Raw genomic sequence first — 19,631 nt, 5'->3', positions numbered from 1 at the left:
CGTCGGCCTGAGCGTGCGGCAGCGCACTTGAGCGCTCCATGAGCTGAGGTCATCTCTGGCCCTCCGCAGTGCCCGAGGGCCGAACAGGACCGGATCAAGTGCGCGGGAGCGCCGGACCAGATTTGATGCTGAGCGCGCACAGGACCATTTTTCAAGATAACGAATCTCCGTTTCGCCTGTCCAGATCCTTCTTCCGGGACGCGAGCGGTTTTGTCTTTTTTGTCTGCGTGGTCGCGTGGTCGCCGTGTGCCGCGCTCGCCCGCGTGCTGCGCTCGCGCCTTGCCGCGTCCGCCTCCTCGCCCCTCACGTGCGGTTGCCTGTGGCGCGTCGCCTGTCGTGTCCTTCTGTCCCGAGAGGCATGAGCACCACCGACACCGCCACCGACAGCGCGGGCGAGCGCTGCCGCGCTTCGCGCAGGGCGCCGGACTGGCCGCCCCGGACGACGGCGATGGCCAGGGCCGGCGGAGCGCGCGCGACGTGTCGCGTCGTCGCGTTGTCGCGTTCCGCCGCGGCGACAAGCCGTCCGCTCGCCAGGTGCCGCCCGCCGGGGGGCTGCCCGCCGGGTGCCGCCCGCGGGCGGGCGCTGCTAGGGTTCGGCTGTGCGACGCCCGCTGCTCGCCTCGCCGGCCCTGCTCCTTGCGCTCCTCGCCTCGTCGCTCGTCGCCGCCACCCCGCGCACGGGCGCCGCGCAGGACCCGCCCACGCTGAGCGGGTCGTGGACCGCGAGCGCGCTCACGGAGCAGTGGGCGGTGGCCGCGTGGGGGGAGGCGTGCGGGCCGAGGCCTCGCCCGCAGGGCGCCCCGGGCGGCGCCGTGCAGATCCAGCAGCAGGGCTCGGAGCTCTCGATCTCGGGCGCCGGACGGCCGTGGAGCACCGCCGAGTGCTGGGAGCAGATGCCCGGGCTCGCGCGGAGCAAGCACTCCGCGTCCGGCAACGCGCGCTCGTGGCAGACGCGCTGCACGACGCCGGCCAACGATCCCCGCCGGGCCGTCGTCACCACGACGACGCAGGCGACCGACACGAGCATCCAGATGGTCGAGGCGGGGCAGTACCAGTTCATCATCCAGGACACGACCTGCAGCGCCTCGGTGACGAGGACGCGGACCTACACGCTCGTCCGGCGCGCGGGCGAGGCGCCCCCCGCGGCGAGCGCGCCGCCGCCCGTCGCGAGCGCACCGCCGCCCGTCGCGAGCGCGCCGCCCGCCACACCCGAGAAGAAGCCCGCCGCGTCGCGCACGTGCGACGCCCCCGGGGAGCCGGCGCGCCTCGAGGTCACGCCGTCGCGCAAGCTCATGCGACCGGGCGAGCGCTCCCAGTTCCGCGCGCTGGTCATGGATGCGGAGGGGTGCGCGCTCCCGACCAGGCCCGCGTGGTCGATCGCGCCTGGACCGCTCGCCTCCGCCGCGACGGTCGACGCGACCGGCGCGCTCTCGCTCGGCGCCGACGCGGGCGAAGGGAAGCTCGGCCTCGTCGCGTCCGTCGCGGACAAGGGCGTGACCGTCACGATCGAGGTGACGAGCCCCGATCGCTACGAGGCGCTCCTCGCGACGAGCGGGCTCAACGAGGCGGGCGAGAGCGATCAGGCCGCCTTCGCAATGATCGCGACCGGCACCATCGGCGGGCGCACCACCGCAGGCGAGGACCTCGGGCGCCAGCGCAAGAACCTGTTCGTCGCCATCGTGGGCGGGGTCGCAGCCTGCCTCGGGTTCGCGGGGCTGGTCCTGCTGCGCCGCGGCCGCCGGCGGGCAGGGGCCGACGTGGAGGGCCCGGCCTCGACGGGCGGCGTCTCCGGGGAGCGCGGCAGCGCCGGGGCGGAGGAGGCGCCCGCGTCGGCAGGTGCGCCGATCGCGGGCGGCGCGACGGTCGCCGAGGCGCCGGTCCAGCCGGGGGCGCGCGCGCGTGGAAAGATCTGCCCTACGTGCGGCGAGCTTTATCCAGGTGAGGCGATGTTCTGCGGTAAAGACGGCACGCAGCTGGTCCTCGTCAACTGAGGCGCGCCGCCCGCGCGCTTGCGCGAGGCATTGACGCGCGCCGCGTCATCCCGCCGCGCCGCGCTGGAGGCCTGCGGCGAGGGGCCGCTGGTGCCGTCCGCGGTTCACAAAAAAGGTCGTTGCCTTGATCGGCCTCGCGCCGTCCCGCTATCCTGCCTCAACACGACCGGGGCGCGTGACGTGCGCGTGTGTGGTCGTTGAACCCATGCCCGCATGCCGGAACGGGAAGGGCGACAGTCGCATGAAGATTACGTGTGAGTCCTGCCAGGCCAAGTACACGATTGCCGACGAGAAGGTCGTGGGCAAGACGGTCAAGATCAAATGCAAGAAGTGCAACCACGCGATGGTCGTCCATGGCGCGAATGAGGCTGCCCCGGCGCCAGGCTCGTCGCAGGACGCGACCATGGGGCAGCAGGGCGACCTCTCGGACGACGCCGACGCGGGCGGCGCGCCTGCGGGGGCCTCGCCCGACGCGTGGACCGTCAACGTCGCGGAGGGCGACGAGCGGACGATGACGACGGCCGAGCTCGTGGCCGCGTACGGCCGCGGGGACCTCAGCAACGACACGTACGTCTGGAAGGACGGGATGGGCGACTGGCTGCCGATCGCCAGCGTTCCCGAGCTCCGGCAGCAGTTCGCCCCGCAAGCCGACGCGGCGCCTGCCGCAGCTGCGGCGCCGACCGCGGCTGCCGCTGCGCCGGCGCCTGCGGTCACCGCGCCTGCTGCAGCGGCGGTCGCCGCGGTGCCCGCGCCTGCCGCGGTGCCCGCGGCCGCAGCCGCGGCGGTCCCCGTGGCGCCGGCTCCGGCTGGGCTCAAGTTCGGCCCCGAGGGGACCGTGGTCATGAAGGACGGGGGGCGGCGCGGCCTGAACCAGCCCGGCGCCGCGTCCTCGGCGGCCGCTGCCGCGGTGCCGTCGCCAGCTGCGGGCGCCGCCTCGCCAGCGGCCGCAGCGCCCGTCGCCGCGGCTCCGGCCGCTGGTGTCGCCGCAGCGGCCCCGGCCGCCGGCGCGGTCGCAGCGCCCGTCGCCGCGGCTGCGGCCGTCGGCGCGGCCGCCGCGGCCCCGGCCGCCGCCGCGCCGGCAGCAGCGCGCCGCGTTGGCCGCCCCGCCGCGGTCGACGTCTTCAGCGCCGCCGAGCGCGCCACGGAGCCGGCGGCGGCGCCCGCCCCTCAGCCCGGCGCGGATCGCCAGGTCGGTGAGCGCAACGAGAACTCGGTCCTCTTCTCGCTCTCGGCGCTGACGGCGACCGAGAACGCGGCCGCCAAGCAGGCGCCCGAGGAGAGCCCGTCGGGCCGGCGCCCCTCGACCCGCCCCGCGAAGAACAACGGGCGCACCGGGTACGACGACCTGCTGAACCTCGGCGGCGGCGCCATCGCCTCCGCGCCGATGCTCGCGCCGCCACCCTTGCTCGCGCCGGTCGGGGACTCGCGGCCGCCTCCGTCCATGTCCTCATCGGCCAAGGCGTCGGTGCCGCCGGCCTCGCTCTCGTCGTTCTCCCCGCTCGCGGCGCAAGAAGCCCCGGCCAAGCGGAGCCGCATGGGCCTGATCGCGGCCGCGATCGCCGCGGTCGTGCTGATCGGCGGCGTCGCCATCTTCTTCATGCAGGCGCCGAAGGAGGAAACGGCCACGCAGGAGCAGACGAACACCGCTCCTGCCGAGTCGACTCCCCCGGTCGAGACGACGGCGCCGACGCCTCCCCCCGCGGAGACGGCGGCGGCCGCCACGCCTCCTCCGGCGGAGACGGCCGCGCCCTCGGCGGAGCCCGCGGCCGACGCCCCGGCGCCCGGCGCCGCGACGCCGACGCCGGGCCAGGCGTCGCCCGGCGCGGCCGAGAAGCCGGCGGAGAGGGACAGGCCTGCCGCGCCGGCGCCCGCCGGTGCCGCGGACAAGCCGGCCGCGCAGAAGCCTGCGGAGGCGGCCCCCGCGGGGGGTGCGGAGTTCAACCGCGGGGCCGCGAGCTCGGCGCTCGGCGCCGCCGCTTCGTCGGCCAAGAGCTGCAAGAAGGCGGGCGGCCCGACCGGGACCGGCAAGGTCAAGGTCACCTTCGCGCCGAGCGGCAATGTCACCTCGGCCGAGGTCCAGGGCGCGCCGTTCGCCGGAACGAGCGTCGGCGGCTGCGTCGCCAGGCTGTTCCGCGGCGCCCGGGTGCCTGCCTTCGGCGGCGGCCCGGTCTCGGTCAGCAAGTCGTTCACCATCAACTGACCGCGGCGGCTCGCTCGCCGCGAGCCCCGCGATCTCCCTCCGCCCGCATCTCTCGACCTGACGCCGGAGCGCTGGCGACGATCATCGCCAGCGTCCACCCGCGTCCGTTCGGCCCCGCCCTCCGCCTGCCGCGCTACCCTCTGCGCCGCCGCCCGAGCAGACCCGCCAGCGCGAGCCCCGCGAGCCACCCCGCGCTGCCGTCCCGCCCTCGCGGGCTGGTCGCGCACGCGCCGACCATGCCGCTCCCGGCCGCATAGAAATCCTCGGGCTCCACCGCGACCTCGGTCGGCGGCGCGCCGGCGGCGTCGCCGTTGCCGTCCGTCGGGTCGTCGCTGACCGGCGCGCCGAGCTCGCCCGCGGCGGCGATCTTCGCCTGGTTCTTGATGACGTCGGGCGCGTCGTCGGCGACCGTGACCTCGAAGCGCACCGTCACGCTCCCGTCGACAGGGATGCTCCCGCCCTTCGCGCCGTCCGCCCCCTCGCCCAGCCGGAACGTGACCGTCCGCTTCTGCGGGTCGTACTCGGCGAGGTCGTCGCCCGCCTCGTCCGTCTGCGGCCCGGCGTCCGGCCCGTCGACGATCGCCAGCGAGCCGGGGACGAACGTCACGCCCGCGGGGAGCGGGTCGCTCAGCACCACGCCCACGGCGTCGTCATTGCCGGTGTTCGACGCCGTGATGCGGTATTCGATGGCGTCGCCGCGGTAGGTCGGCAGGCCGCCGAGGTCCTTCGCCACCTTGCTCGACTTGCTGAAGTCGGGCCCGAAGTTCGAGATCGACGTCACCCAGCCCGCGAGGAAATAGAGCTCCTGGCTGCTCGTCGCCACGAGCGTGGCCCGATTGTTCCCCGGCTTGAGCTTCGCGCTGACGTCGACGATGTCGATGTCCACGCCCGACATGCTCTGGGGCGTCCCCGCGATCCGCGGCAGATCGCCCTCCACCGACACCGGCTCTCCGAGCGCCGAGCGCGTGCTGTTGAAGAAGTTGTCCGCCGGGTTCAGCGCGTTGCTCAGCGCCTCGGCGGCGTCGGGCTTGCCGGGGTTCTTCGGGTTGAAGAACACGCTGTCGCCGGAGTTCGTGTTGTCCCCCTCGAACGCGACGATGCCGAGCTTCGCGGTGAAGCCGGAGTCGGGCACCTTGAAGCCCGAGAGCTCGACCTGCTGCGAGTTGCCCTCCGAGACCCGATCGAGCCCGTCGAAGAGCGCGAGGTTGCGCAGCGGCGACTTCGGCGCCTCGTAGAACACCACCATCCACCACGCCACGAAGGCCACGTCGTCGTCGCTGTTCCGGACGTCGACGACGTCGACGCCGCCCACCCGGTAAGCCCCGGCGCCGCTCTCCCTCACGATCGCGGTGATGTCGGCGACCGACTGGTAGTTGTGCGACTCGTTGGGCTTGCCCTGGTTGATCACCGTCTCGACCGAGTCGATCGAGGTGACCTTGCCGTCGAAGCCGCCCTCGTGGTGGAGCTCGACCTCCGGATCGGCGCCGGCGGCGTTGCGCGCGGCCCAGTACAGGAACGCGTGGGTCACCGTCGCGCCCGCGGGCAGCGCCAGCACCGCGGTCGTGCGCGCCGTCTCCGGGGTGACATCGAGGTTGGCCTCGGCCCTGCCGTCCTCGGGCGAGTCGGAGCGCCAGAGGAGATCGGGCCCCGACTCGACCGTCGAGCCGCCGCAGTCGCCGACCGTGCCCTCCTTCGGCCTCGGCGTCGAGGAGCGGCACTCCTGCCCGATCGAGCTCCCGATGAGGGCGAAGTCGCCCGCCTGATCGACCTGCACCCGCAGCTTGGGCTCAGCCGTCGCGCTGGCCGTCGTGAGGCCGATGAGCGTGAGTGACGCGAGCCCGGTGATACTGAACTGCTTTCTCATCGATCCTCTCCGGTTTCCGCCTGCGGTTTGTACGCGGCCTTCTTGATGATGTTGAACTGGACGCGCCGGTTCCGCTGCCGCCCGGCCTCGGTTTTGTTGTCGTCGATGGGCTGCTCCCGGCCGTAGCCCTGGGCCGTCAGCCGCGTCGAGTCGATGCCGCGCCGGACCAGGGCCGCCATGACGGAGTTGGCGCGGTTCTGCGACAGGACCCGGTTGTGCTCGTCGGTGCCGCGGTCGTCCGTGTGACCCTGGATCTCGATGAGCACGATCTCCGGGTGCTCCTCCAGCACCTGGGCGACCTCGTCGAGCAGCGGATCGCTCACCTGCTTGATGGTGGCCTTGTCCGTGTCGAACTGCACCTGCTGGAGGATGACGACGTTCTTCTCGGTCACCCGCACCGCCTTCGGGCAGCCGTGCTTCTCGGGGTCGGGGTCCGCGAAGCCCTTCTCCCGCGGGCACGCGTCCTTGTCGTCGCGGAACGTGTCGCCGTCGGTGTCCCGCGGGCAGCCGTTCTTCGCCGGGTCCTTCGAGCGGAGCCCCTTCGCGTCGGGGCACGCGTCCTCGCCGTCGGGCACGCCGTCCTCGTCCCGGTCCGGCGGGCAGCCGTTCTTGCGCGGATCGTCGTTCGCGACGCCGGGCACGAGCGGGCAGGCGTCTTCGGCGTCGACGATGCCGTCCTCGTCCCGGTCCGGCGGCGGCGGGCAGCCGTGCTTGCGCGGGTCGTCGCTCGCGACGCCAGGCACGAGCGGGCAGGCGTCGTCGGCGTCCGCGATGCCGTCCTTGTCCCGGTCCGGCGGCGGCGGGCAGCCGTGCTTGCGCGGGTCGTCGCTGCGCACGCCCGGGATCTTCGGGCAGGCGTCCTCGGGGTCGCCGATACCGTCCCTGTCCTGGTCCGTCGGCGGCTCCGGCGTGAACGCGGCCATCGCGACGACGCGCAGGTCCGGCGTGCCGATCCCCGAGGTGAGCCCCGGCCCGACGCCGAGGCCCGCCTCCAGGAACGGCAGGAATCGATACCTCGCGTCGAGGAGGAGCTCCGCGTTGATCGAGCGGCTGCTGACGTCCTCGAGCACCATCGCGGTGCTGAGCTCCGGCCCCACCTGGAGCCGGCCGTCGGCGGCGAGGATGCCGACGCCGCCGCCGAGGGTGAGCATCGTCCCCTGCGCCACGCCGCCGAACGACTGGGAGCGCCGGAGCTCGGTGCCCAGCGCGGTCGACCACACGAGCCGCTCCAGGCGGCCGCCGGCGGCGAGGTACGGCATCGCGCGGACGCTCCCGTCGCTCACGAACGAGTCGTCCGCGCCGGTGGGCAGCCAGACATAGGCGCCGACGGCGAGCTGGAGCGGGTCGTGGTACGCGCCGTAGAGCTGTACGCGCGCGCCGAACCGCAGGTCGCCCACCTCCGCGCCGCTCGGGGACGCGAACTGCTGGCCGCCGCCGTTCGGGCTCTCCCCCGACTGAACGGCGGTGAGCGGGGCGTCGAGGCTGAGGCTCACGAGGTTCCAGAGCGGGAGCGAGGCGTTGAGCCGGAACGTGAGCTGATCGCTCACCACCGCGCCGATCTCCGCGCCGTCGCGCTCGCGCCGGAGGACGAGCGGATTGCTCGCGTAGTCGGCCATCAACATCACGTGCGGGGTCAGGTGGCCTGCGGAGAACGCGGACGGCACGCTGAACATGCGGTCCCCGGCCGGCGCCGGGACGAAGCGGCTCAGGGCCATGCCTTCGGGCTTGACGGGCGCGTCCTGCGCCCGCGCGGGCGCCGGCGTGGCGGCGAGCGCGGCCAGCGCGGCGGCCAGCGCGAGGAAAGACCCAAGTCTCATGAGGTGGCACCCTGCATCGGCGGGTTTCGCATGACGATATAAGACGCTGTCGCGGACGAGTATACAGGTCGGCAACTGCGGAGTCTTGGGCAACGAGCGACGCCGGTCACATCTTCGTAGGACCTGCGCACACCTCCCCGGACCCTCTGAACGAACGAGAGGCGCTCGCCCTTGTCCACACGACGAGACAACCTGCTTTGCGCGCTCGAGCGCCGAACGGCTCGAAGCGCCGAACGGCTCGAAGCGCCGAACGGCTCGAGAAGAGAAGCGCCAGGCCGCCAGAGCGCGAGGCCGTCTCTCCTCCCGGCGCCCCTGGCGGCGCCTCGGCTCCAGCCGCTCGCCGCTCCTTGCTGCTCCAACGACATGGCGGCCGGCGAGCGCGGCGCCCGGCGAGCCCCCGCCGGTCCGCTCGGGCGCTCGGGGCTCAGCTCGCCGCGGCTTCCGGGCGAGCGTCCGGCGGGCGGCGCGCGGTCCGAGCTGGACGGGGGCGCTGCTGGACGGAGCGGATCCGCTTCGGGCGACCACGCTTCGTCGCCGGGCGCCTGCGTTCTGGACGCCGAGCGGCTATGGTTGGCGGGACACCGCGATGGGCACCCTTCTCAAGCGCGCGCTCGACCAGGCGGCGGTCTGGCACCGGGCACAGAGGCGCAAGTATCCGAACGCCGACGTTCCCTACATCAGCCACCTCGCTGGCGTGGCGGTCCTGCTCGCCCGCTACGGCTTCGACGACGAGGTCGTCGCGGCCGGCGCGCTGCACGACGCCATGGAGGACCAGGGCGTCACGTTCGACGAGCTGCTCCAGCACTTCGGCGAGCGCGTCGCCACGCTCGTCCTCCAGGTGACCGAGCAGGACCGCTCGCTGCCCTGGGAGGACCGCAAGCGGCTCTATCTCGATGCGTTCCCCGGCAAGCCCTGGGAAGCGCAGGCGATCACGCTGGCGGACAAGATAGACAACTTCCAGTCCATCATCGTCTGCGCGCGCGAGCACGGCGACCCGTGGTCGATGTTCAAGCGCGGCAGGGACGTGCAGGTCGCCAGGTTCGAGGAGCTGCGGGCGATGAGCCGCGCGCTGCCGCCGCACCCCCTGCGCGACGAGTACGGGGCCGTGCTCGACGAGCTCCTGTCCCTGGGCTGAGCGCCGCTCGCGCCGGGCCGGCCGCGCGTGCCCCGCCGACCGCCCTGCCGCGCAGGACTCCCGACCTCCAGGAAGCGCTCACGGCACGGAGGCGCTCACGGCACGGAAGCGCTCACGGCACGGAGGCGCTCACGGCACGGCGCGCTCATCCGTCGCCCCCTCGCCTCGGGCGCCGCCAGCGGGCGCCTCCGCTGCGCCCGGAGGAGCGCGGGGGATGGACCGCGGGAACCGGAACACCTCGCGCGGGTCGTACTTCGCCTTGACGGCTGCCAGCCGCGCGACGTTCGGGCCGTAATAGGCGGTGAGCCAGTCCTCGACGTTGGCGTCGATGTAGTTGATGTAGGCGCCTCGGGTGTGAGGCAGCATCGAGCGGCGCACGCGCTCGACCCACGCGACGCGCTCCGCCTCCTGCGCGGGCGCATTCCAGTAGGCCTGGTACTGCAGGCTCCAGAGCGCGCGCCGGTGCGGGAACGCCGTGGCGTCGGGCGCGACCCTGCCGACGGCGCCGCCGTAGGCGTCCAGCTGGACGAGGCACCTCGAGCTCGGCGCTCGCGACAGCTCGGCGGCGAGGGTCGCGATGGCGCCCTCGCCGAAGCGCTCGTAGGCATAAGCCGACGTGTTCTTGAAGCGCACCTGCTCCTGGTGCTGGTGCACGGTCCATTGCTCGGGATCGCTGCCCAGGCCGCCGAACTGGCCGACCGCGCGGAGGTGAGGCATGGCCTCGATCGACACGCTGGAGGGCGCGGCGACCCGGGCGGAGAGGAGCGGCTGGATCAGGCGGCGGAGCTCTTCCGCTGTCCCGAGCAGCTGGCCCACGCACGAGACACTGCCGGCCGATTCGGCCTTCAGCGTGAGCAGGGACGTCAATCGCTCGTCGGCGAAGGGAGCGAACGCCTGCCACGCCTCGAGCACGCCCGGGAGCTCGGCCCACGGCCAGGAGATCCTGAAGATCGAGACCTCGGCGACACGGTGTGTCTTGAACGTGAACGAGGTGACGACACCGAAGTTGCCGCCGCCGCCGCCCTGACAGGCCCAGAGGAGGTCCTGGTTCTCGTTGTCGTCGGCCCGGACCACCTCGCCGTCCGCGGTGACCATCTCGACGGCGAGGAGGCTGTCACATGTCAGGCCGAGGGCGCGGGAGAGGAGGCCGAACCCGCCGCCGAGCGTGAGCCCCGCGATGCCGACGGTGGGGCACGAGCCCGCTGGGAGGGTCACGCCCACCTGCCCGAGCGCGTCGTAGACGGTGAGCAGGTCGGCGCCAGCGCCGACCACCGCGACGCCCCGCTCGCGGTCGATCCGGACGCTGTGTAGATCGCTCACGTCGATGACGAGCCCGGCATCGATGACGGAGAATCCCTCGTAGCAGTGCCGGCCGCTCCGAGCCCGCAAGTCCACGCCACGCGCGGTCGCCCACCGGACGGCGTTCGCGACATCTCCGGCGTCCTGGCAGAAGACGACGGCGCGAGGAGAGCGCGAGACGCGCGCGTTGTACGCCTCGCGGGCGTCGCCGTACCCAGGGTCCCCCGGGAGGACGACACGACCGGTGAGCTGCAGCGCTGCGTTCATGATCGGAGCTCCGCCCGCGCGCAGCCGCGGGCCAGGCGCGGGCCAGGGTGCGCGGCGCGGCGGTCACGCTTCCGCTCGTCGAGCCGAGCGCTCGCCGGGCCATCACGCGCTGAATCTGCGCCCCACGAGGGCCGCGTCAAGCCGGCCACACGAGCGCGTCGGGGCTCCCGATCGAGCGCAGAGGACCGCGGCGACAGGCTCCCCACGCTGCCGCTCGACGTCGTGCTCGACCCGGCACAGCTCCTCCAGTGGCTGTCCGCTCATCCCGAGCTCGGAGCTGCGCAGCGCGCCCTCGCGCTCGATGCCGGCGAGCGGCTCCGCGAATACCAGATGCCCTGTTACCTCGTCGAGGCAAGCGACGCTCGAGTGCTCAGGACCATCGTTCACCGCACGCACGTTATCCCCGCGTTCCGGAAAACGAGCACTCCACGCTGGCCTGGGCGCGGAAGCTCGGTATCTGTGTGCCGCAGCTCGAGCTCGTGCAGGTCGCGGACATCGAGGGATTGCCGGACGAGCTGCGCTTCGACGAGACCCTGGCGCCCGCGCTCCGGCGCTCCGATCGGGACGAACATGGAGCGCGCATCCACCGTGTGAGCGGGACAAGCACCCTCGCGCCCGTCCAGGACGCGGGGCGACCGCGCTGTTTCCTCGCTCGCGCGACATTCCGAGGCGGGCCTGCGCCGCGATGAGCCTCCCTCCCCGGCACACGCGATGCACCCCCGTGGGGCGAGCTCCTCCAAGGAGGGACCGATGAAGCTCCTGTCTCCACGCCACCATGGGTACGTCGATTATGCGGCCGTCATCCTGCTCTTGATCGCGCCGCTCGCGCTCCGCTTCGGGCCGGCGCCGGCGGCGGTCTGCTATGCCACCGCCCTGGCGCACCTCGTCGTGACGCTGCTGTCCGATCACCCGCTCGGCGCCGCGCCGAAGATCCCGTTTGCGGTGCACGGAGCGCTGGAGTTCTCCCTCGGCGTCGGCCTCCTCGCCTCGCCCTGGCTGTTCGGGTTCTCCGCCGAGGACCGGCCGCGCACCTTCTTCGTGGTCGCCGGGATCGCGCTCCTGCTCGTCGTCCTCGTGACGAGGTACACGGCCGGCCTGATCTCCCGGCCGGAACCGTACGATCGCTACGATCGCTGACCGGCGCGGGCGGCGCTCAGCAGGCGGCGACCGCCGCCTGCGCCTCGCGCATCACCTCGGACCAGGCCGCGTCCGGGCGCGACGCCTCCAGGGCGATCGACAGCGGATCCTCGCCGGCCTCGATGGCGAGGCGCGCGGCCGCAGATCCGGTGAGCAGATCGAACGCCGGGATCGTGTCGACGTACTCGTAACGCTCGGTGCGGAAGCGGAACTGCTCCGGCTGCTGCCGGCTGGCGAACGCGGTGAGCGCGAGGTACGTCGCGACCGGGCGGAAGGTGTGCGGATCGGTGACGTGGATCTGGACGCCGCCGCAGATCTTGCCGGCGTGCTTCTGGAAGGTGGGCCGGAAGGTGAGCGGCCGCGCGATGAAGCCGAGCAGGCCCGTGGACGCGAGGCGCGCGGCGAGATCGTGGCCGTCGAGCCAGGGGGCGCCGACGATCTCGAACGGGCGCGTGGTGCCGCGGCCCTCCGAGAGGTTCGTCCCCTCCAGCAGGCAGCCGCCCGGGTAGACGAGCGCTGTCTCGGCCGTCGGCATGTTGGGCGACGGGAAGACGAACGGCCGATCCCACTCGGCCGCGAGCCCCTCCCGGCGGTGGCCCTCGACGGCCACGACATGCAGCCCGCAATCGACGTCGCCGAGCGGGATGCCCTCGCGCCGCGCGAAGAGCGCGACCAGCTCGCCCACCGTGAGCGAGTGGCGGATCGGCACCGGCTCGAGGCCCACGAACGAGAGGAACCCCGGCGCCTGCGTCGCGCCCTCGACGCTCTCCGTCGCGCCGCCGATGGGGTTCGGCCGGTCGAGCAGCACGACGTGCACGCCCGCCGCGTGGGCCGCGCGCAGCGCGAGCAGCGCCGTCCAGACGAACGTGTAGTACCGCGCGCCGATGTCGGCGAGATCGATGAGGAGCAGGTCGATCTCCGCGAGAGCCTCCGCGGTCGGCGAGAGGTCCTCGAAGCGGTCGCCGTACAGGCTGACGATGCGCGCGCCGGAGCGAGCGTCGACGTCGCTCTTCACCGAGGCCATGTCCTGCGCCTCGCCGCCATAGCCGTGCTCCGGGCCGAAGAAGAGGCGCGGGCGCACGCCGAGGCCATCGAGGACGGCGGCGATGTGGGTGAGCTCGCGGTCGACGCTCGCCGGGTGCGCAAGGACCCCCAGGCGAGCCGACCGGATGCGCTTGAGCTGCGGGAGATCCGGGAGACGGTCGAGTCCGATGTGCACGGTAACGTGACTACCAAGGCGCGCGCGGACAGTCCATTTGTCCGCGTCGGATTTTCTGGCGGGGGCCGCCCGGGCGCGGGTCAGCGCTTGAGCGCCGCGTACAACGCCGCGCCCCGGCGCTGACGCAACTCCCGGCGCGCGGAATACCGCGCCGATCACGGCTTGGGCAGAAGGTCCGCGCCGGCCTCGGGGTCGGTCTCGGGCAGAAGGTCCGCGCCGGCGTCGGGCAGAAGGTCCGCGCCGGCGTCGGGCAGAAGGTCCGCGCCGGCGTCGGAGCCGGGCTCCGCCGGCGCCGCGTCGTCCGCCGGAAGCCCGGTCGACGGCCCGGTGGGCCAGGCATCCTGGCCGTCGTCGCGCAGGTGGATGTGCTCGAGGTAGAGCCCATCCGGCGGCGCCGTGATCCCGGCGTCGCGCCTGTCTCGCGACGCCAGCGCGCGGGCGATCGCGCCGGGCTCGAGGTGGCCGCGCGCCACGTCCATCAGCGTGCCGACCAGGATGCGCACCATGTTGTGCAGGAACGCGTTCCCGTCGACGTCGATCCGCACGAGGCGCGGGTCCGCGGGGTCGAGCGACACCTCGACGCCGTACAGCGTGCGCACCGTGGTGGTCCGCTCGTCCGCGCTCGTCCGGAACGCGGCGAAGTCGTGGGTGCCCCGCGCCGTCGCCGCCTCGGCGCGCGCCCGCTCGATCGCGTCGTCCGTGAGCCCCTCGACGCGCCAGGCGCGCCGGCTGAGGAACGGATCGCGGACCAGATCGCGCAGGATCAGGTAGCGGTAGCGCTTGCGGAGGCTCTCGAAGCGCGGCGAGAACCCGACGCGCACGACGGCGGCGCGCCGGATCACGATCTCGTCCGGGAGGTGGCGCGCCGTCGCGAGGACCCAGCCGCGCGTGGGCAGCGGCGCCGCCGTGTCGAAGGCGACGCGCTGGTCGCGCGCGTGGACGCCCGCGTCGGTGCGGCTCGCGCCGCGGATCTCGCGGATGGCCGGGTCGATGGCGCGCAGCGCGCCGAGCAGCTCCCCCGAGACCGTGCGCTGATCGCGCTGGCGGGCGAAGCCGGCGAACGGACGCCCATCATAGGCGACCGAGAGCAGGATCCCGCGGCTGGACGCGGCTAACCTCGGCACGGCACGATGGGCGCGCGCGGCCTAGCCGCCGCTCCCCCCGTCGCCGGCAGAGCCGCCGGCGCCTGCGCCACCGCTGCCCGTGGCGCCGCCTGCGCCGCCGGTGCCCGTGGCGCCGCCCGCGCCCCCGGTGCCCGTGGCGCCGCCCGCGCCGCCCGCGCCGCCGGTGCCCGACGTCGTGCTCGCCGAGGAGGTGAGGGACGCGTACCCCCGGGCGCACTCCGGGTTGACGAGGCCCTCCGCGTTCTTGCAGCACTCCTCGGGGGCCGACCGCGCGCCGTTCACCACGCAGTACGGGAGCTGATAGCACCCCTCCGGGTCGTTCACGATCCCCTGCGTGGAATCGAGGTTGTCGTTGCAGAGCGGTGTCGTCCCCTCCTCTGCGCGGCACGCGGCGCTCTGCAGCGCGAGCGGCGAGAGCGCGAGGAGGAGCAGGCTGGCCATCCGGAGGGGGAGCGTTCGCATCGGCTGCTTCCTATTGCTTGATGGTGAAGTTGATCGGAACGTTCACCACGACGCATCCGCTCTGCGGCGGAGGCAGTGATTTGCCGCGGAAACGTCCCAGGACGCAAGACGCAATCTCGCCCGATCCCACCGTGTCGTTGAGGATCGAGGCGCCGCACACCGCGCCTGTCGAGGCGACCTGCACGCTCACCGTCAGCTTGCCGGAGACCTCCGAGGTGCGCAGCGCGCGGTTATAACAACCCTGCGCCGAGCGAGCGAGCCCGAGGACGGCGGAGTCGAGCGCGGGCGAGCCCACGCCGTCGCCGCACTTGGCGGAGCAGGGCGACTTGCCCGTCGTGCCCGGGCCCTGGCCCGACGCGACCTTGCCGGCGTCCGCGCCGGCGTCCTCGACCTCGTCGACCGGCGGCGGCGGCGGCGGCGCGAAGAGCGGCGGCGGCTCGGCCGGCTTGGTCTCGGCGGGCGCCGCGACCGTGGGCGCCGGGGACGCTTCCGGTTCGGGGCGCAGCTTCCAGTAGAGCAGGCCGGCCATGAGCGCGGCGAGGACGACCATGCCTGCGACGTAGATACCAGAATTGCCGGATTTTCCCGGGATCTGCTGAGATGACGGGGGCATCGATGCGGACACGTGAGAAGTCCTCCCGGAGAGGCGCACGGGGCCCGGCCGTCTCGACGGGGCCTTCGTGCGCCGGAGCCGGAACGCGGGCGCGTCCCGGCGGGGGGCGAGTCTACAAGGGCGGACAGGGAAGCGCGCCAGGAAACTGGATGCGCCCCGGATGAACACGGCGGGCCCGCGCGGGTGGGCTGCTCGGCGCGCGCAGGCGGCTGGCTGCTCGGCCCGTGTAGGTGGCTGCTCAGCGCGTGTAGAACGACACGGCGGTGTCGCCGTAGGTGCGGACCGAAGCGCAGGTGAGCCCGGCGATCTCTGGGGACGGATCGCGCCGCGCGTGCTCGAGGACGAGGCGCCCGGCCGGGGCGAGCAAGCCGAGGGGCCCGGCGAGGCGCGCGGCCGCGGCGGCGGCCTTGGCCAGGGCGGCGTAGGGCGGATCGAGCAGGGCGAGGTCGAACGGACCCTCGTCGCGGAGCAGCTCGAGCGCGCGCTCGACCGGGAGGGGGACGACGCGCGCCGCCTCGTCGAGGCCGAGCGCGGCGAGGTTCTCGCGGATCGTGGCGAGCGCGGGCCGGCCGCTCTCGACGAAGACAGCGCGGCGCGCGCCGCGCGAGAGCGCCTCGATGCCGAGCGCGCCGGTGCCGGCGTAGAGGTCGCAGACGAGCGCGCCGGCGACGTCGCCGAGCGAGGAGAAGAGCGCCTCGCGCACCCGGTCCGCGGTCGGCCGCGTGCCCTCGCCGCGCGGCGCCGCGAGCCGCCGCCCGCCGAGCCGGCCGGCGATCACCCGCATGGTCGTCCCCGCGTCGCCGCGGGCAGCGCGGCGCGGCTCACCAGCGGTACGTCACGTCGAGGCTGCCCGCGCCGATGCCGACGCTGGGCTGCACCGTCCAGCCGGTGCGCTCCCCGGCCCGGCTGTCGCTCGTCACGAGCAGGTAGGCGCCGAGGCCCGCCGAGATCGCCGCCAGCGGGTAGAAGACGTACTGGAGCGTCATGAACGTGTCCGCCCGCTCGCAGAGCTCGATGCCGGCGTCGGCCGTCCTGCCGTCGCTGCCGACCGTGCCCAGGACCGACTCGCGCTGCTTGGGCGCGCAGACGTCCTCGACCCCCGTGTCGAACAGCCCTCGATAGGCCTCGTACTTCGCGTCGCTCTGGATGCTCGCGACCTGGATCGAGCTGATGACGGCCACGGTCCCGAACGCCGCCCCGGCGCCGAGCCCGATGAACCCGCCCACCCGCTTCCAGTTGGACGACGGCGACTCGGAGGGCATTTGGCTGAGCGCGATGTCCGTTGTCGCGATGGGCAGGGCCACGACCGACGCCTCGGCGTCGAGGAAGCCGGTCGACTTGACGAGCACCTTGTGCGGCCCGGCCGTGACCGTGAAGACGCCCTCGCCCCGCTGCACCGTGCCGGCCGGCTTTCCGTCGATGAGCACGCTCGCCTGCGCGGCGCCCGTGCGCACGCGGAGCGCCCCCATCGGCGGCCCCCCGGTCAGCGTCGCGAGCGCGTCCGTCGCGATCTTCCGGAGCGGCTCGTCGTTGGCCTCGGTGAGGTTCGCGCTGTACTTCACCGGCAGGCTCGCCTCCGGCTTGCCGCGGGTCCAGAGGTGCAGCGCGCCCTCGACGTTGACGTCGTTCTTCTTGAGAACGCCCCAGAGGTAGCGGTCGCTCTTGATGTGGTCGGCGATGCGGGACTGACAGGCCGCGTCGGGCACGTCCTCGCACTGCAGGGAGAGCGTCAGGACCTCCAGCGAGAAATCCCCCTCGCCGACCGACCACCCCTGGGTGTTCTTGATGGCGGACCGGAGCGCCTTGGTCAGGGCGTCCGCCTGGTCGTAGGCGTCGTCGGTGCGCAGGGCGATGACGGTGATCGGCAAGGCCGCGGGCGACGGCTCCGCCGCCCGCGCGGCGCCGGCGCAGGCGAAGAAGGCGGAGAGGGCCAGCATGGTTGAGAGACCGGTTCTCTGTGCGCGCTTCATCATGCGGTGCTGGGCTCCACGCGCCAAAGTTACCCGGCCGACGGCCGGGAACGCAATCCGTGAGCCTGCGCTCCGCGCGCGGCGTTTTTCGTTTCACCCACCGAGTGCGCTGTGTCAGAGCGTCCTCAGCGCTCGCCCGCGCTGCAGCGCGGGCGCCCGGCGCGCTCCGCACCGGTCCATGAAGGTCCCCCGACACATCTTTCGCGAGTACGACATCCGCGGCGTCGCCGAGCGCGACCTCACGAACGAGCTCGCCGCCGAGCTCGGCGCCGCGTTCGCCCTGCTCCTCGCCCGCGAGCTCGCCGCCGGGGCGCCGCGTGGGGCCCGGCCGCGGGTCGCGGTCTGCCGCGACGGACGCCTCTCGAGCGACCGGCTGTTCCGCGCGCTGACCGACGGCCTGCTCGCCGGCGGCGCCGACGTGATCTCGGCCGGCGTCGGGCCGACGCCGCTGCTCTACTTCGCGGCGCACCACCTCCACGCCGACGGCGCGATCATGATCACGGCGAGCCACAACCCGGGGCCGGACAACGGGTTCAAGCTCATGCGCGGCAAGGCTTCCTTCTTCGGCAAGGACATCCAGGCGCTCGCCGACCTCATCGAGGAGGGCGCCGGCAGCGGCGCGACGGCGGCGGCGGCGACGGCGGCGACGGCGGCGACGGCGAATGGCGCGCTCACCGAGGTCGACCTCGCGGCCGACTACATCGCCGCCGTGCGCGCGGCGTCGCGCCTTCCGGGCACCGACGTCCGCTTCGTGATCGACGCCGGCAACGGCGCGGCCGGCCCGCTCGGCCTCCGCACGCTCCAGGCGCTCGGCTTCGCGCCGGACGCGCTCTTCTGCGACATCGACGGCCTCTTCCCGAACCACCACCCGGACCCGACCGTCCCCGAGAACCTCGAGGCGCTCCGCGCCCGCGTGCTCGCGACCGGCGCCTCGCTCGGCATCGCCTGGGACGGCGACGGCGACCGGATCGGCGTGGTCGACGAGCGCGGCGAGGTGCTCTGGGGGGACAAGCTGCTGATCCTCTTCGCGCGGTCGCTCCTCGCCGAGCGCCCTGGCTCGGCGGTGCTCGGCGAGGTGAAGTGCTCCGAGACCCTCTACGCGGACATTGCCGCGCGCGGCGGGCGCCCCATCCTCTGGAAGACGGGGCACTCGCTGATCAAGACCAGGATGAAAGAGGAGGGCGCCTTGCTCGCCGGCGAGATGAGCGGGCACATGTTCTTCGCCGACCGGTGGTTCGGGTTCGACGACGCCGTCTACGCGTCGGTCCGCCTGCTCGAGATCGTGGCCGCGGCGCGGCGGCCCATCGGCGAGCTGCTCGCGGACGTCCCCGAGACGTTCGCCACCCCCGAGATCCGGGTCGACTGTCCCGACGACGTGAAGTTCGAGGTCGTCCGCCGCGTGACCGAGCACTTCCGTCGCGTCCGCCCGGTGGTCGACATCGACGGCGCGCGCATCGATTTCGGCGGCGGGGCGTGGGGGCTCTGCCGCGCGTCGAACACCGGCCCGATCCTCGTGCTGCGGTTCGAGGCCCGCTCCGTCGTGGACCGCGACGCCGTCCGCGCCGAGGTCGAGGCCGTCGTCTCCGCGGCTGTCCGCGACTCCCTCGCCGCCGCCGTCCCGTGACCAAGCCCGACGTCGATCCGCAGAACGAAGCCTGGACGATCCGCCGCGTGATCGCCTGGGCCTCGGGCGACCTGAAGAAGCGCGGCGCTTCCTCGGCGCGCCTCGACGCCGAGCTCCTGCTCGGCAAGGTGCTGGGCCTCGACCGCGTCGGGCTGCTCATCGACGGCGAGCGGCCGCTCGACCGGGCCGAGCTCGCGGCCTACCGGGCGCTGCACCAGCGCCGGCGCGCCGGCGAGCCGGTCGCCTACCTGCTCGGTGTGCGGGAGTTCTACGGTCGCCCGTTCCGCGTCGATCCGCGCGTGCTCATCCCGCGCCCCGACACCGAGATCCTCGTCGAGGTCGGCCTCGCCCGGACGAGGCACCTCGCGCTCTCCGCGCGCGTGCTCGATCTGTGCACCGGGTCCGGCTGCGTCGCGGTCAGCCTCGCGTGCGAGCGGCCCACCGGCCGCGTGCTCGGCGTCGACATCTCGGACGGCGCGCTCGCCGTCGCCCGCGAGAACGCGCTCCGCCTCGGCGCCGTCAACGCGGGGTTCCTGCGCGCGGATCTCTTCGCCGGCGTGCCGCCCGGCCTCCGCTTCGATCTCATCACCGCGAACCCGCCGTACATCCCGGACGAGGACGTGGCCGCGCTGCAGATCGACATCCGCGGCTACGAGCCGCACCTCGCGCTCGCGGGCGGCGCCGACGGGCTCTCGTTCACGCGCCGGATCGTCGCTGGCGCGCCGGCGTGGCTCGCCCGCGGCGGCGCGCTCGCCCTGGAGGTCGAGGCAGGCAAGGCGGGCGCCGTCGCCGAGCTGCTCGCCGCGGCGGGGTTCGTCGAGGTCGCGAGGAACCTCGACTACGGCGGGCACGAGCGGGTCGTCTCCGGCGTCCTGCCCTGAGCGCCCGCTGCGCGCCGCGCGCCCAGGC

Annotated in this window: 15 protein-coding genes; 6 read left to right on the top strand and 9 right to left on the bottom strand. The window is 73.7% G+C overall.

The window, feature by feature from the left end; all coding sequences use genetic code 11:
- The first annotated feature begins 599 nt into the window (after positions 1-599).
- Positions 600-1,991: a hypothetical protein gene (locus tag WME89_RS48610; RefSeq protein ID WP_438006320.1), complete on the top strand. Its 1,392-nt coding sequence runs from the start codon at positions 600-602 to the stop codon at positions 1,989-1,991.
- 241 nt (positions 1,992-2,232) lie between these two features.
- Positions 2,233-4,191, top strand: a complete 1,959-nt coding sequence (locus WME89_RS48605) for a zinc-ribbon domain-containing protein (protein ID WP_438006319.1) — start codon at positions 2,233-2,235, stop codon at positions 4,189-4,191.
- Between the two features lie 133 nt (positions 4,192-4,324).
- Here the strand turns inward: WME89_RS48605 and WME89_RS48600 are convergent, their stop codons facing one another.
- Together WME89_RS48600 and WME89_RS48595 are read right to left on the bottom strand one after the other, a co-directional pair.
- Positions 4,325-6,055 (bottom strand): DUF3344 domain-containing protein, encoded by a 1,731-nt coding sequence (locus WME89_RS48600; RefSeq protein WP_438006318.1) that lies wholly within the window; start codon positions 6,053-6,055, stop codon positions 4,325-4,327.
- Positions 6,052-7,872 (bottom strand): OmpA family protein, encoded by a 1,821-nt coding sequence (locus WME89_RS48595; protein ID WP_438006317.1) that lies wholly within the window; start codon positions 7,870-7,872, stop codon positions 6,052-6,054. Before WME89_RS48595 ends, WME89_RS48600 begins: the two co-directional genes overlap by 4 nt.
- Before the next feature lie 586 nt (positions 7,873-8,458).
- Here WME89_RS48595 and WME89_RS48590 point away from each other — a divergent pair.
- The gene (locus WME89_RS48590; protein WP_437621740.1) at positions 8,459-9,007 is read left to right on the top strand and encodes an HD domain-containing protein; all 549 of its coding nucleotides are present in this window, start codon (positions 8,459-8,461) and stop codon (positions 9,005-9,007) included.
- 129 nt (positions 9,008-9,136) lie between these two features.
- Here WME89_RS48590 and WME89_RS48585 read toward each other — a convergent pair whose 3' ends face one another.
- Complete coding sequence (locus WME89_RS48585) at positions 9,137-10,573, bottom strand: FAD-binding oxidoreductase (protein WP_438006316.1); 1,437 nt, start codon at positions 10,571-10,573, stop codon at positions 9,137-9,139.
- A 750-nt stretch (positions 10,574-11,323) separates the two neighbouring features.
- On the opposite strand from WME89_RS48585, the gene WME89_RS48580 reads away from it, so the two are divergent.
- Entirely contained in the window at positions 11,324-11,710 is a 387-nt protein-coding gene (locus WME89_RS48580) for an SPW repeat domain-containing protein (RefSeq protein WP_438006315.1), read from the top strand.
- 16 nt (positions 11,711-11,726) lie between these two features.
- Here the strand turns inward: WME89_RS48580 and WME89_RS48575 are convergent, their stop codons facing one another.
- From WME89_RS48575 to WME89_RS48550, 6 genes are all read right to left on the bottom strand, one after another.
- Entirely contained in the window at positions 11,727-12,929 is a 1,203-nt protein-coding gene (locus WME89_RS48575) for an exo-beta-N-acetylmuramidase NamZ family protein (RefSeq protein ID WP_438006314.1), read from the bottom strand.
- 155 nt (positions 12,930-13,084) lie between these two features.
- On the bottom strand, positions 13,085-14,053 hold the full coding sequence (gene truA, locus WME89_RS48570) for a tRNA pseudouridine(38-40) synthase TruA (protein WP_438006313.1): 969 nt from the start codon (positions 14,051-14,053) through the stop codon (positions 13,085-13,087).
- A gap of 21 nt (positions 14,054-14,074) precedes the next feature.
- Positions 14,075-14,515: a hypothetical protein gene (locus WME89_RS48565; RefSeq protein WP_438006312.1), complete on the bottom strand. Its 441-nt coding sequence runs from the start codon at positions 14,513-14,515 to the stop codon at positions 14,075-14,077.
- 10 nt (positions 14,516-14,525) lie between these two features.
- Positions 14,526-15,128, bottom strand: a complete 603-nt coding sequence (locus WME89_RS48560) for an AgmX/PglI C-terminal domain-containing protein (protein WP_438006311.1) — start codon at positions 15,126-15,128, stop codon at positions 14,526-14,528.
- A 238-nt stretch (positions 15,129-15,366) separates the two neighbouring features.
- A complete protein-coding gene (gene rsmD, locus WME89_RS48555; RefSeq protein ID WP_438006310.1) occupies positions 15,367-15,912 on the bottom strand; it encodes a 16S rRNA (guanine(966)-N(2))-methyltransferase RsmD in 546 nt (181 codons plus the stop codon).
- Positions 15,913-15,949: 37 nt separating this feature from the next.
- Positions 15,950-17,065 (bottom strand): hypothetical protein, encoded by a 1,116-nt coding sequence (locus tag WME89_RS48550; protein ID WP_438006309.1) that lies wholly within the window; start codon positions 17,063-17,065, stop codon positions 15,950-15,952.
- A gap of 211 nt (positions 17,066-17,276) precedes the next feature.
- Between WME89_RS48550 and WME89_RS48545 the strand changes: the two genes are divergently transcribed.
- Positions 17,277-18,722 carry a phosphomannomutase/phosphoglucomutase gene (locus WME89_RS48545; RefSeq protein ID WP_438006308.1) on the top strand — a complete coding sequence of 482 codons (1,446 nt, stop codon included), beginning with the start codon at positions 17,277-17,279 and terminating at the stop codon, positions 18,720-18,722.
- Complete coding sequence (prmC, locus tag WME89_RS48540) at positions 18,719-19,603, top strand: peptide chain release factor N(5)-glutamine methyltransferase (protein ID WP_438006307.1); 885 nt, start codon at positions 18,719-18,721, stop codon at positions 19,601-19,603. The genes WME89_RS48545 and prmC overlap by 4 nt, the downstream gene beginning before the upstream one ends.
- Positions 19,604-19,631 lie beyond the last annotated feature (28 nt).

The sequence above is a fragment of the Sorangium sp. So ce321 genome, assembly GCF_051530195.1.
In the GTDB taxonomy this organism is placed as follows: domain Bacteria; phylum Myxococcota_A; class Polyangia; order Polyangiales; family Polyangiaceae; genus Sorangium.
The sequence above is the reverse complement of the archived record's forward strand: the minus strand, read 5'-3'. Positions and strand labels throughout refer to the sequence as shown.